General features: G+C 60.5%; 7 protein-coding genes. 4 read left to right on the forward strand and 3 right to left on the reverse strand.

What is annotated here, in order from left to right:
- Positions 1-14: 14 nt before the first annotated feature.
- Both fmt and IEW17_RS11550 read left to right on the forward strand, forming a co-directional pair.
- Complete coding sequence (gene fmt / locus IEW17_RS11545) at positions 15-962, forward strand: methionyl-tRNA formyltransferase (protein WP_188562199.1); 948 nt, start codon at positions 15-17, stop codon at positions 960-962.
- Between the two features lie 101 nt (positions 963-1,063).
- Positions 1,064-1,552: a dihydrofolate reductase gene (locus tag IEW17_RS11550; RefSeq protein WP_188562200.1), complete on the forward strand. Its 489-nt coding sequence runs from the start codon at positions 1,064-1,066 to the stop codon at positions 1,550-1,552.
- 80 nt (positions 1,553-1,632) lie between these two features.
- Here IEW17_RS11550 and porU2 read toward each other — a convergent pair whose 3' ends face one another.
- Positions 1,633-6,792: a putative type IX secretion system sortase PorU2 gene (gene porU2 / locus IEW17_RS11555; protein ID WP_188562201.1), complete on the reverse strand. Its 5,160-nt coding sequence runs from the start codon at positions 6,790-6,792 to the stop codon at positions 1,633-1,635.
- Between the two features lie 73 nt (positions 6,793-6,865).
- Complete coding sequence (locus IEW17_RS11560; RefSeq protein WP_188562202.1) at positions 6,866-7,999, reverse strand: putative type IX sorting system protein PorV2; 1,134 nt, start codon at positions 7,997-7,999, stop codon at positions 6,866-6,868.
- A 449-nt stretch (positions 8,000-8,448) separates the two neighbouring features.
- Between IEW17_RS11560 and IEW17_RS11565 the strand changes: the two genes are divergently transcribed.
- Both IEW17_RS11565 and IEW17_RS11570 read left to right on the forward strand, forming a co-directional pair.
- On the forward strand, positions 8,449-8,796 hold the full coding sequence (locus IEW17_RS11565; protein ID WP_188562203.1) for a PadR family transcriptional regulator: 348 nt from the start codon (positions 8,449-8,451) through the stop codon (positions 8,794-8,796).
- A gap of 63 nt (positions 8,797-8,859) precedes the next feature.
- Complete coding sequence (locus IEW17_RS11570; RefSeq protein WP_188562204.1) at positions 8,860-11,547, forward strand: PspC domain-containing protein; 2,688 nt, start codon at positions 8,860-8,862, stop codon at positions 11,545-11,547.
- Positions 11,548-11,700: 153 nt separating this feature from the next.
- On the opposite strand, the gene IEW17_RS11575 is transcribed toward IEW17_RS11570, so the two are convergent.
- Positions 11,701-13,140 carry a CCA tRNA nucleotidyltransferase gene (locus IEW17_RS11575; protein WP_188562205.1) on the reverse strand — a complete coding sequence of 480 codons (1,440 nt, stop codon included), beginning with the start codon at positions 13,138-13,140 and terminating at the stop codon, positions 11,701-11,703.
- Between the last annotated feature and the right edge of the window lie 23 nt (positions 13,141-13,163).

Raw genomic sequence — 13,163 nt, forward strand, 5'->3', positions numbered from 1 at the left:
GTTTTCTTTGTCCTATGAATGCTCCCCTGCGCCTGGTTTTCATGGGCACCCCTGATTTCGCTGTCTCCACCCTCGAAAGCCTGCTGGCCTGGCCGGGTGGGCAGGTGGTGGCCGTGGTCACGGCCCCCGACCGGCCTGCGGGGCGCGGCCGTCAGCTGCAGGCCTCGGCGGTGAAGGTGGCCGCGGAAGCGCATGGCCTACCCGTGCTGCAACCCACCAATCTGAAGTCGCCCGAGTTTCAGGCCGAGCTGAAAAGCTACGCCGCTGATTTGCAGGTGGTAGTAGCCTTCCGCATGCTGCCCGAGGCCGTATGGAACATGCCACGTCTGGGCTCGATAAACATTCATGCTTCGCTGCTGCCGCAGTACCGGGGCGCGGCCCCTATCAACTGGGCCCTGATGCACGGCGATGCCGAAACCGGGGTTACCTCTTTCTTCCTGCGGCACGAGATTGACACCGGCGACCTGATTTTTCAGGACCGGGTAGCCATTGCGCCCGAAGATGATTTCGGCAGCCTCTACGACAAGCTAAAAACGACTGGGGCCGCCCTGGCGCGCCGCTCGGTGGAGGCCATCGCGGCCGGCACCGCGCCCAGCATTCCGCAGGTTCAGCACGATGATTTGCGCCCGGCCCCCAAAATTCAGAAGGAAACCGGCCGGCTCGATTTCGCCCGCCCCGCCGCCGACCTCGTGCACTGGGTGCGGGGCCTCTCCCCCATTCCCACGGCCTTCGCCCCGCTCACGGATGGCCGCATCCTGAAAATATTCCGGGCCCAGGCCGTCGCGCCCGACGCGGCCACCGAGCCCCTGGCCGCTCCCGGCACCTGGGCTTCCGATGGCCGCCACTACCTGCGCGTAGCCGCCGCCGACGCCTGGCTCGACCTGCTCGATGTGCAGCTGGAAGGCAAGAAACGAATGCCTGTAGTCGAACTGCTGCGTGGCTTCAAGCTGCCGGCACAATGATGGTTTTCCGGCAGAATGCTCGACATGACGTTTGACTATGCTCAGCATAACCGTATTTCTCGCACAACACCCTATTTCCTACCATTCTTAACTTAATAAACATGGTTTCTTTCGTCGTCGCAGTTGCTGAAAACGGGGTTATTGGTCTGAAAGGAGAGTTGCCCTGGGGCCACCTGCCCGACGACCTGCAACACTTCAAACGCCTCACCCTGGGGCACCCCGTGGTGATGGGTCGCCGCACCTACGACAGCCTGGGTCGCGCCCTACCCAAGCGCCCCAATATCGTGGTGACGCGCCAGGCCGACTGGGCCGCGCCCGGCTGTGAAACGGCCGCCTCCGTGCTCAATGCCCTGGCCCGCGCCCACGAGCTGGACGAGGACGTATGCGTGATTGGGGGTGGCGAAATCTACCGCGAAGCGCTGCCCGCCGCCGACGTCATTTACCTCACCGAGGTACATCACGCCTTCGAAGGCGACGCTTATTTCCCAGACCTCAGCCCCAGCGACTGGCGCGAAGAAAACCGCGAACGCCACGAGGCCGACGACCGGCACGCGTACGCCTTCAGCTTCGTAACGCTACGCCGGCGCTAGCCCGGCAGAGTTCGTGTGGCTCCTAAACAGAAGAGGCCGCCCAAATGGGCGGCCTCTTCTGTTTAAAGATAATGCCCTTGCTAACGCATCAGCACCACTTTGCCCCAGTCATTTTTGAAGGCTTGGTCACCGGCTGTTTCGCGGCGGCCAAACTGCCCGTTGGGGTCGTCGAGCGATACGCGGTAGAGATAGGTACCGTTGGCCAGGCGGTCGCCGTAGCTGTCGGTGCCATTCCAGGCAAAATCGGTGATGTTGTTGCCGATGTGCAGCGGCCCGAGCTCGCTCATGAAAATTTCGCGCACCACCCGGCCCGTAAGGGTCATAATCTGAATTTTCATGTTGGTAGGCAGCGTCTGGCCAGTCACCGTGAACACGAAGCGGGCCTTGTCCACCACCGGGTTCGGGTACGGGTAGACGTTGGTGATTTTGGAGGCATTCACCACCTCAAACTTCACCTGTAACTCCTGCGAACCGGCGCTGGCGTTGCCAAGGTCGCGGCCCTGCACCCGCAGCGTGTATATGCCATCGGGCAGCGGCGCGTTTTTGCCCGGCTCGTATTTCAACGTGGCCACGCTGCCCTGCGTAGTCGCCACGCTGAACTGTACCTCGCTACTGTTGGTCAGGTCTACCAGCGTGGGCGTGCCGCCGGGGCGGGTCAAGGTCACGGTGAACACCGACCGGTCGGTGATGGGGCGGAGCCGGTCCTCATCGCTGAGCTGAATATTGATGATGGGCATGGGCGACACCAATTCCCCGTTAAGAATATGGCGGCCATCAAACGCGACATCCAGCGTAGGCGGCACGTTCGTGTCGTTCACCGAGAAGGGAGCCAGGGTCAGTTCGTTATTCGAATAAATCTGCTCGGGCTGCAAGCGCGGGTTCACCACTACTTCGGTCACGAAGGTGCCGAATTTACCCCTGATGTCTAAGTGCACGGGCAATGTGAGCGTAATTCCGGGCAGCAGGGCCGGCGAGGATAACAGGTCCGTGGCCACTACCGGCCGGCTGGGCTGGCTCACGTCACGCACATTAATGCGGGTGCGCAAGGGAGGCAGGAAAGCTTCATCCGACACGTTTTGGAACTTCACCGGGAAATCGAGGAAGCCGGTAGCTACCGCCACCTGGGCCAGCTTGGCGGGGTCATAGTCGGCGGCGGCCACCAGGTCGCGGCGCACCACGCCTTCGGGCAGGCCGCGCGAGGTTACCAGCCACTGGACCAGCTGCGGAGGCACGCGGGTCACGGTGTCTTCCAGGGCCAGCTCCAGGCGCAGATACGGGTAGCGCGTGGCCGAGACCAACGCCCCCAGCGGCTGCGCCGCCAGCGTAACACGGGGCAGTATCACGGTTTCGCGCCCCAGCGTATCAATGGCCACCACACTTAGTTTGTGCTTACCAGCGGGCGTAATGTTCTTAATGGTGCTGTACAGATTCAGCCATTCTTTGGCGGGGCCAATGCGCGTCGAAACAACCCGACCCGAACTACTAGGCCGCTGCAAAGTATCGCGCAGCTCAATGGTCTGGTTATAAGGCAGGATGGCCAGGTTGCTGCGGTCCGGGCCGCGCTCATGCAACAAACGGCCGGTGCTGGCACTCAGCTTCTGCCCTACCAGCGCCAGCGGCTCCCCATCATTCAGCTGGGTGATAAGCTGCGAGCCCAACAGGCTTTGCAGCCGGGCCTTCAGGGCTGCGGGCAGCAAGCTGTAGCGTAGGCGGTTAGTCGACACGGCCGCCACATAAGAGCCAGCAGGCACCGCCGTCAGAAAGGCATCCAATTGCTGCTGGCGTACGGCGCTGTAGTTCAGGTTATCGAGGGTATCCAGCGGGTTGGAAGTGTCGGCAGCCGAGAAGTAATAGAAATAGTCCGGAGCCAGCCGGCAACGCTGAAAGGTGGCCGGCATGGCTACCGGGTTCAACGAAGCAGGGTTGTAAACAGCAATCAGCAGGTTGGGCGAACGCACGCCACAACCAACTACCGAGGCTTGATTAGCAACGGTCTGAAGGGTAATTCCCGGCCCCACGATGGTACTAAACGTAGGCGCGCTGCGTGGTGCACCGCCCCCACGGGTGCGCAGCACCAGCGGCACCCGGGTGTTGGCAAACGCCCAACGGCCCGTTGGGGCATTCACCTCCACGCCCGTGCGCGCATCCCGCTTGAATTGCGTGTAGTGGCTCTGCGACCAGCCACCTGGGCTGTTCGGAATCACCCGTAACGACGACGTGGCCCAGCTGCCATCTTCCTGCGGGCCAGTAGTTTGAAATCGGGCGCGCCAGTACCAAACCAGGCTGTCGCGTTGGCCCAGAGTGGCCGGCAGCGTGGGCCGCCACTCGGCCACCACACCCGCTGTCACCGTGGTGCGCTGCACCGCCCGGTCGAACGTCGCAACGGTATCGATTTCAAATTCATAGACGCGTTGGGCACCCTGCGGGTCGTTGGACTGCACCACCAGCCGCGGCTGGTTGGTGGTGGCAATCGCGAATTCGGTGGGGTTAATTATCGTCAGGCCGCCTTGCAGAAAGGAGAAGTCAATTTGAGCCGAGTTGTTGGTTTCGCTTTTTTCCAGCACTTGGTTGTTCGGGTCCAGCACTACCTGAAACGTGCTGGTGCCGCCCACACCCACGGCGTTGGGCAGGGTCAGGGCATAGGTGGTGTCAGCTCCCCAAGCCTGCCGCTTGGTGAAGATTGGATACACCTGGTTGGGACGACCCGAGCCCGCCGGGAAAATCCGGGTTACCCGAATCTGAACTGGTTCATAGGTGATTTTCTCGGGGTTGGCTACCCCCACGTTCAGCACGAAATCTGCCGAAGCGGCCCGCACGGGCCCCTGCCCCGCCGATGGCGTAACCGAAAGCGTAGCGGAACTGGCGATAAAATCTGGGCGGGGTGGCGCAAACAGGGCCAGCGTGGGGTCGCCCTGCCAGCCCGTGCATAACAGTATCTCAATCCCCGCCGCGTTGTTGAAAGAAGTACTCCCCTGCAACCGCCGCACTGACTCGTCGTGTACCGCCGTAATCGGCTTGCCGTACCACTGGGGGTTGTTGAAGAGCAGTTTATAAAGCGAGTCCTGGGCAATACCCAGCTGGGCTGGGAAGCTAAAGCCAAATTCAGATAATGAACCCAAAGCCCCGCGCTGGTCAGCAAATAGCCAGTCCTCCACTACCGTAGGTGTCCGGGTAAATGTTGCGTTAGCAGCGCAGCCATTCAGATAAAGGAACGGATACTTTCCCGCATTGGTGTAGTTTGGGGCAGTCGAAGGAGAACCAAAATTGAGCGCAAATATGGTGGGTGCAGCATGGCCGAAATAAGTAATCAGCGAAAGACCGGCATTAAGTTGTGCAGAGATGTCGATGCTGACGGGAAATTGGTTAGGCGTAACGCGAAACTCGGTAGTGACGCGCCCGCCTAAAAATGGCCGTTCCACGCGGACTTTGCCGGCGTCCAGGTAGCTTTTAAATTCGGCCGTTTCTCGCGCATCATATCCCCCAACCAGGTGCAGGACGTTCTTACGCCAGGGCTCCGAACCCAGCAGCTCATGCGCCTTCAGCTTATTGAGGTAGTTCATTATCTGCAGCGGCGTGGTCACGGTGAGGCGACCCGTGTGCAGCTTGGCCACGTAATCGTCGTTTAAGTAATCGGCCGTCAGCAAATTATCCGATACCGCACGGGAACTGGTGGGCACCAAATCGAGTCCACCTTCTCCTCCGCGCGCGAAGTGGGAGCCATTCACGGGCTCACTGGGTACAATGCCCTTGCCCAACAGCAGCAAATAGCGGTTGCTGCCGGCTGGGCTGGCTGCCGCCAGCCATCGGGAAAAATGGCGCAGGGCCAACCACGATTTTTCGCCGTAGTTGAACTGGTCATAGAGCTGCTGCGCGGTCACCATCAGCGTGTCGTAGCTCCCGCCGGCCGTTGAGGCGCGGTAGTTGGCATAGGCCCGGGCAGCGTTGGGGGCGCCCGCAGCGGGGCCCATCACTTGCGGGTGGGTGATGATGGTGAATGTGGGCACGGCCGGGTTGATGATGCGGAAGCGCACCCGCCGAGCTGGCAGCAGTGGCACCGCCGGAAATGCTTCATCAGCCAACAATAGGCGGTGCGTAGCAGACGCATTGGCTCCCGGAAATACGAAGCGACGCCGGGTAACGGTGCTACCTGGTGTGCTTACTATCCGCTGCACGTTGGTGAAATCCTGAACATCAAAGCCAACCACGGTAGCGGGAATAGAATCGGCCTCAAACTCGTAGGTGGCAGGGCCCGCTAGCAGCGAGTCGTTTTGAAAGCTGACACTGCGCCGGTTCGGAAACCAGCGGCTGAGCTGTGGGGCCACCACGCGCAGGTACGCGGCGTAGTAGTTATCACCCGGCAGCGCGGAGGCATCCAACCGGTACATCACCCTAACCCGGCCGGCGGGGCTCACATCGGAGCGCAGCAGCTGAAACCGGCGGATGCCCCGGGTGCGGCCAGTCCACCGAATCACCCCCAGACTCCTTTGCACACCGGCTGGCGTTACCACTAGTACTTCGGTGGCATGGGCCAGCGTATTGGCCCCAAACATGGCCACTTCCAGCAAGGGAGCCGGACCGGTTGGTGCCACGTTTCGGATGATGGAGTCGCAGTCAACAGTGGCCGTTCCGCGTCCAAAAAAGCCTTCGCCGGGTTCTATCCACGGCAGAAAAGTGAATTGAACTAGCGGGTTATCAAGAAAGAGATTAACCTTGGGATTGACTTGGCTGGTCAGCCGATGCGGGTGAATGGTGCCGCCTGCCGCCGTGGGCTGTACCATCGGCCGACCAGGCCGGGAAGTACTGCCCACTGACCACGTGATAAAGTAGCTGGCTGTATCAGTGTAAAAACTATAAAACTGGTGCGGCTGCGCAGACGGGTCCTTGTACAGCTCGGCATCTAGCCGGCCATCGTTGCGTAAGGCATAAAACTCCAGGAACGTAGTCGGGTCGAGCACAGCGGCATTCCCACCCACGTAGCGGGCCAGCTCACGGCCGCGCCGCCAGATTTGCAACTGGCTGGGCGCTACACCGGCGATACCTGCTTGTGTTATATACTGATAGTCAATTTTATACAGCCCATCGTGGACTATCTTCACTTTGTAGTACTGCTGCCCCGGCACAATCCATTCGTTACCCACCGGGCCGGACTGCGCCCGCACAGCCGAGCCACTCAGCAACAGCCCCAAGAGCACTGCTACAAAAGCCCAGCTGCTAGCCGATTGCTTGTATTTTTTATCCATAACATTCGTTTTCAACTGTTTCTGATTAGTCCCAGCCTGAGGCTGAAGGCTTCTTATTCTTTGATTCAGTCTTCTATTTGAAGCCGTAGCCCAGCGATACTATCAGCGAATTGGTCTGCGAGGCACTACCCAGCTTCTCAACGGCTAGCCGCGAGAGTGCCAAATCGACGCGCAGGCCGCTGACAGCCACGCCGGCCCCAAGGGTGTACTGGCCTTTCCAGCTGCTGTTGTACGTGCCGTTGCTATTGACTGCGAAGTCCTGAATTTTCTGGTAGTTGCCAGCGCCGCCGCGCAGAAACACCAGGTTTTTATAGCCCAGTTCCAGGCCCACGCGCGGGTCCACGCTCACGCCTTTGGTGGAGATGGGCGTGTTGCGCCGCCCATCGGTGGTGGCTTCCAGGTCCACGGCCAGCAAGGCGGAGAACTGCTTGGGCAAGTTGAAGCGACGGCCCGCGCCTAGCACGAAGCGCGGCAGCGTGATTTCGGTGCTGTTTTTCGGGATGGAGTCCTTGCCGATGGCTATCCGGCTGTTGATGCCTTTCAGGTATTCGGTCGAATTGATGTTCCAGGCATTAAAGGTGGTGGTGATGTCGCGGGCCATCAGGCCCAGGTTCCAGCCCTTGTGGTTGTACTGCACGCCGGCATCGATGCCAAAGCCGTAGCCGGTGGCAAACTTGCCAATGTTGCGGTAGATGATTTTACCGTTGGCCCCCACGCTCAGACCCTCTACGCTGCTCACTTTGCGGGCGTAGGACAGCAGCAGCGCATAATCGGCCACCGAGAAATACTCAATCTTGCTGTAATCGATGTAGCCGTACTCGTTGATGAGGTTGCGGGTATCGGCAATGTTATCCACGCCTAGCCGGAGCACGCTCACCCCGATGGCACTTTTGTCGTCGAGCGGCATCGAAAAAGCCGCATAGTCGTTTTTCACCACGCCCGAAAACAGCTCGGAGTGCATCAGCACGCCGTCGTACTTATGGGTTTGGTTGGCCAGGCCGGCCGGGTTCCAGTAGCCGGCGGTGGCATCATCGGCCAAGCTCACCTGTACTTTACCCATGCCCAGGGCCCGGGCCCCCACGCCCAGGTTCAAGAATTCGTTGCTGTATTTGGGAGTCTTGGTCGACTGTGCCGCGGCGGGCAGCGCCAACGCAACAGAAACACCCAAAAGAAGCAGCCCACGGGCGGCAGAGGAAAACTGAGGCATAGAAGGAAAAGAAAGTAGATGTGTTTTGCGCGGACGGAACGCAAGTTACTTCATTATAGTGCGCTGGGTCCAGCCAATTTCGGGCCAATCATCCTTTTCAGGCAGGGAAAAATGCTTTTAATCAATTCAGCACGGCTGGCAAGTGGATTCGATTGGCAGCGCCAGCCAGTAGCTCGCGCCGGGCCAGCACCTTCGCAGGCTGAACGTCGCTAAAGCACCTCTGCCCTACGAATGAATAAGCATTCCCGCAGCTGAGATGCTTTGGCGGCACGGACACCAGACGAATATGGCAAATTATGCATTTTCGATAAAAAATTTTCTCGCTGATTATCAGTAACAAATGAAATATTTTGTCAGTAACCCATGAATTATTCATCCAGTACCTTGCGTTACAAAGTACCTACCATACATTTGTACTGTTTCTCACCCACTAGTCATCCAACTCGCCCATGAAACTCGAGAACACCCAGGTTCAGATGCGCAAGGGAATCCTTGAATTCTGCATCCTGGAAATCATCGCCCGCGGCGAAGCCTACGCCTCCGATATGCTGGAGGAACTGACTTCGGCCCGCATGATAGTGGTGGAGGGCACGCTCTACCCGCTGCTAACCCGCCTCAAAAACGCCGCCTTGCTGGACTATGTCTGGAAGGAAAGCACCAGCGGCCCGCCCCGCAAATACTACACCCTGACCGAGGCCGGCCGCCAGTTCCTCGGCGAGCTGCGCGATACCTGGGAGGAAATGGCCGCTTCGGTGGGCATCATCCGCCACAGCCGGCCGCCGGGCGACAGCCGCTAGCACCATTCCTTCTTTTCTGCTTCACTCACCAGCATTCAATCGGCCCGTTCGGCCTTCTTTCACATGAAAAAGAACATCAGCATCAATTTGCAGGGTATCATCTTCCACATCGAGGAAGATGGCTTCGACGTCCTCAGCCGCTACTTGGCCGAGGTGAAAGCCCACTTTGCCAACTATCGCGGCCACGAAGACATCGTAGCCGACATTGAGGGCCGCATCGCCGAGCTGTTTTCGGCCCGCATATCCCCCGTGCAGCAAGTCATCACGCTGGAAGATGTGAACGCCATGACGGCTAAAATGGGCCGGGTGAGCGACTTCGCTCCCGATGCCGACGAGGACGACGAGGCCACCACGGAGGCTACCAACGCCTCGGCAGGTTTCGGTAGCCCGGCCGGCAGCTTCGGCAGCGCCACCGCGGCTCCCGCAGCCGCAATGGCAGCCGCTGCTACTGAACCCAAGCGGCTGTACCGCGACATGGCCAACCGCAAGATTGCGGGCGTAGCCGCCGGCATTGCCCAATACTTCGCCGTGAACCCGCTCTGGATTCGCTTGGCCTTTGTGGTGCTAGCCCTACTTTCGCCCGCCGTATGGCGCGTGTTCGACGGGTTCGGAGACACTCGCTTCAACCTGCAGTTGGGCAGTTGGGCTGTACTAGGCTACATCGTGCTCTGGATTGTACTTCCCAAGCGCTACGATGCCCCCGCTCACCCGGAAGCCCTGCTGAACTCGGGCCCGCTGGCTGGCCGTCGCCTGTTTCGCGACACCGGCATGGGCAAGGTAGCGGGTGTGGCCGCTGGCCTAGCAGCCTACTTCAACATCGATGTGACCCTGGTGCGGGTGCTATTGCTGGCCGGCCTCTTCGCGGGTGGCTTCACCTTCCTGCTCTACATCATTCTCTGGATAGTCTTGCCCGAGGCCAAAACGGTCTCGGACAAGCTGCGAATGCGCGGCGACGCCATGACCCTGGAAAGCTTTGATAGCAGCGTACGAAACAACGCTTTAGCCGACGGCCCGGCTACGACTAACCGCCCCGTGGGTGCCTTTGTGGAGGATGCCGCCCGGGGCCTGCAGCCGCTGGTGAACTTCGTGGGCTCGGCCATCCGGATAGCGGCTGGCGCACTGCTCACCATTGGTGGCTTCTCGCTGCTGCTGGGGCTGGCCATTCTGCTGGGCGCGGGCATTGGCCTGATTCCGAACTCGGAGAATATTGTGGCCGGCGACGTGCCCGCCCACGTGCTCCTCAACGGCATTCCGGCCTGGGGGCTGCTGGCCGGTTTCCTGGCCGCGGGCATTCCGGCCCTGTGGATGCTGCTGGGCGGGCTCAACCTGCTCTTCAAGCGCACCTTGCTGCCCCGCACCGTGAGCTTATCGCTGCTGGGCCTGTGGCTGCTGAGCGTCGTTGGCCTGACCATGACCATTGCCCGCCAGAGCCGCCAGTACCAATACAACGCCGAAGTAGAACAGCTGGAACGCTACCCTGCCCTCATCACGCCCGTGCTGATGCTGGACTCCCGCCACGTAGACCGCGAGTCGGCCCAGCACGTGGATGTGCGCCTGGCCGCCGCCGACAGCGGCAAAACCGTGGAGGTACTGCGCACGCTGGGCGCTAAAGGCCCCAACGAAGTCGAGGCCCGCCGCACGGCCCTCACCACCATCGACTATACGGTGCGCCCCAGCGGCGACTCTTCACTGGTGTTCGACGACCATTTCTCCTTCCTGCCGGGCGCTTCGTTCCGCAAGCAGGAGCTGGCCCTCACCCTGCGCCTGCCCCGCGACCGCACCTTCCGCCTGAGCCAGGGCTTCGCCTATAGCTTGCTGGATGACGACGACTTTGTGGGCAACCGCCGCCCCACCGACCCCGAGCAGCACCGCTACCGCCTGCGTGGCAACAAGCTGGAGTGCATCGGCTGCACCGCCGAACAGCTGGGTCGCGACAACGAAAACGATGGCGATGTGAACATCAATATTGATACTGACGAGGACGACGACAATGCCGACATCGATAACAGCGATGAGGGTGGCGATGGCAATGACAACGCCAGTAGCGGCCTCTCGCTCAACTACGGCGGGGCCCCGTCCTTCGATACCGACCTGGGCAGCTACGGCAGCGCCCGGCGCACATTTGAGGAAACCGGATTCTCACGGGTCAGCGTGGTCGGCGGCTACCGGGTGGTGGTACGCCGCGGCGACACCTTTAAAGTAGAAGCCGGCGGCGACGACAAAGCCCTGAAAGACATGCGTGTGGAGCGCAATGGCGACGAACTGCAGATTCGCCCCCGCACCAGCACCAGTTTCTTTGGTGGCGACTGGAACCGCAAGCAGAGCCGGGTGCTCATCCGCATCGAGATGCCCAGCGTGAGTCACCTGGAGCTGGCCGGGGCCGTGCACGCCGACCTCGGCGGCTTCGAACGCCAAGACAATCTGAACGTGGAGCAAGCCGGAGCCAGCCACCTGCGCCTCAACGGCAACTACGGCACCCTGAAGCTGGAGCAAGCCGGTGCCTGCCGCACCACCGCCACCGGCAACGCCGACAACCTCGACCTGGACGCCGCCGGGGCCTGCGAGCTGGCCGGAGCCAACCTCAAAACCCGCAACAGCAAGGTGTCTATTGCCGGCGTGTGCAAGGCCCGCCTCAACGTGACCGAGAGCCTGGAAGGCGATGCCGTGGGGGCCAGCGAAGTAGCATATAGCGGCCAGCCCAGCCGCGTGAAGCTAGACGCTACCGGCCCTTCGAGCATCAAGCGGCTCTAAAAAACGATGCGTAAAAGCGGCCGATAAGTGCCTGACAGATAGCCCTGCTACTTGTGCCTCATTTCCGCCTTCTTATTTATCAGATTATTAATCGGCGGGCAGCTTTCTTCGTATACCTTCATCTATCAGCCCGAAAATAAAAAGAAGACAGGCTTAGTTTGGTGAGTGAACGAAGCCTCCTTCCGGAGCCAGTCCCATGGTCCCCCCCTGCTGCAACAGGAAGGCCAAGGCTGGCTCCATTTCGTTTTTAATGGTGCCGTCCAGAATGGCCTCCATCAGGGCTTCCTTCAACTCGCCCACTTGGCGCGAGGGTTTCAGCCCAAAGGTTTCCATAATGATTTCGCCAGTAATAACGGGACGGAAGCTGCGCAGGTGGTCCTTTTCCTCCACCTCCTTCAGCTTTTCTTCCACCTCGCCAAAGTTGCGCAGGTAGCGGGCCTTACGCTCGTGGTCCTTGCTGGTGATGTCGGCCCGGCAGAGCAGCATGAGCCGGTCAATGTCCTCACCGGCCTCAAAGAGCAGGCGGCGCACGGCCGAGTCGGTCACGGTTTCCTTAACCAGCGCAATGGGGCGCAAGTGCAGCTTCACCAGCTTCTGCACCATGCGCATCTCCTCGCCCAGCGGCAGTTTCAGTTCGGTGAAGATGCCCGGCACCCAGCGCGCGCCTTTATCCTCGTGGCCGTGAAACGTCCAGCCCACTTTGGGGAAGTAGCGCTTGGTGGCGGGCTTGGCAATATCGTGCAGCACGGCGGCCCAGCGCAGCCACAGGTCGCCGCCGGCCGCCGCCACATTGTCCAGCACTTGCAGGGTGTGGTAAAAATTGTCCTTGTGGGCGTGCGCACCCACTTTTTCTACGCCGTGCAGCAGCGCCATCTTTGGGAAGATGAGGTGCAGCAGCCCGGTTTGGAACAGCAGCTTGAACCCGTAGCTCGGCGTGGGCGATTCGATAATCTTGTTCAGCTCGACGGTAATCCGCTCCTGCGACACGATTTTTATCCGGTCCTTATTCCGGATAATGGCATCGAACGTATCCGGCTCAATGTCAAAGCCCAGCTGCGCGGCGAAGCGCACGGCGCGCATCATGCGCAACGGGTCGTCCGAAAACGTCACATCCGGCCCCAGCGGCGTGCGGATGGTTTTGCTCGCCAGGTCCTTCATACCCTCGTACCGGTCCACGAGCGCCCCAAAGTCTTCGGGATTTAGGCTCAGTCCGAGGGCATTGATAGTGAAGTCGCGGCGGGCCAAATCCTCCTCCAGCGTGCCGGCCTGCACCTCCGGCTTGCGGCTGTCGGCGCGGTAGCTTTCCTTGCGGGCCCCCACAAACTCAATGTCGCCGGCTTCCTTAGTTGGCAGCATGGCCGTGCCGAAGTTTTTGAACACCTGCACCCGGCCGCGGCCCGGCAGCTTCGTGCCCACGGCCTGCGCCAGGGTAATGCCGTCGCCCACGGTCACCACGTCGATGTCCTTGCTCTCGCGACCCAGCGCCAAATCACGCACGTAGCCGCCAATCACATAGGCAGGCTGCTTCAGCTCGGCCGCCGCTTCGGCGATAGTACGAAAAATGGGCAATTCGGGCAGTTGAGGCGTGTTCATGCCCGCAAAGGTCGTAACTCCGG

This window comes from Hymenobacter frigidus (assembly GCF_014640435.1).
Classification (GTDB): domain Bacteria; phylum Bacteroidota; class Bacteroidia; order Cytophagales; family Hymenobacteraceae; genus Hymenobacter; species Hymenobacter frigidus.

What these genes read in the sequence shown, in the direction of transcription:
- fmt (WP_188562199.1), top strand. Translation starts at nt 15, where the DNA reads ATGAATGCTCCCCTGCGCCTGGTTTTCATGGGCACCCCTGATTTCGCT.
- IEW17_RS11550 (WP_188562200.1), top strand. Translation starts at nt 1,064, where the DNA reads ATGGTTTCTTTCGTCGTCGCAGTTGCTGAAAACGGGGTTATTGGTCTG.
- porU2 (WP_188562201.1), bottom strand. Translation starts at nt 6,792, where the DNA reads ATGGATAAAAAATACAAGCAATCGGCTAGCAGCTGGGCTTTTGTAGCA.
- IEW17_RS11560 (WP_188562202.1), bottom strand. Translation starts at nt 7,999, where the DNA reads ATGCCTCAGTTTTCCTCTGCCGCCCGTGGGCTGCTTCTTTTGGGTGTT.
- IEW17_RS11565 (WP_188562203.1), top strand. Translation starts at nt 8,449, where the DNA reads ATGAAACTCGAGAACACCCAGGTTCAGATGCGCAAGGGAATCCTTGAA.
- IEW17_RS11570 (WP_188562204.1), top strand. Translation starts at nt 8,860, where the DNA reads ATGAAAAAGAACATCAGCATCAATTTGCAGGGTATCATCTTCCACATC.
- IEW17_RS11575 (WP_188562205.1), bottom strand. Translation starts at nt 13,140, where the DNA reads ATGAACACGCCTCAACTGCCCGAATTGCCCATTTTTCGTACTATCGCC.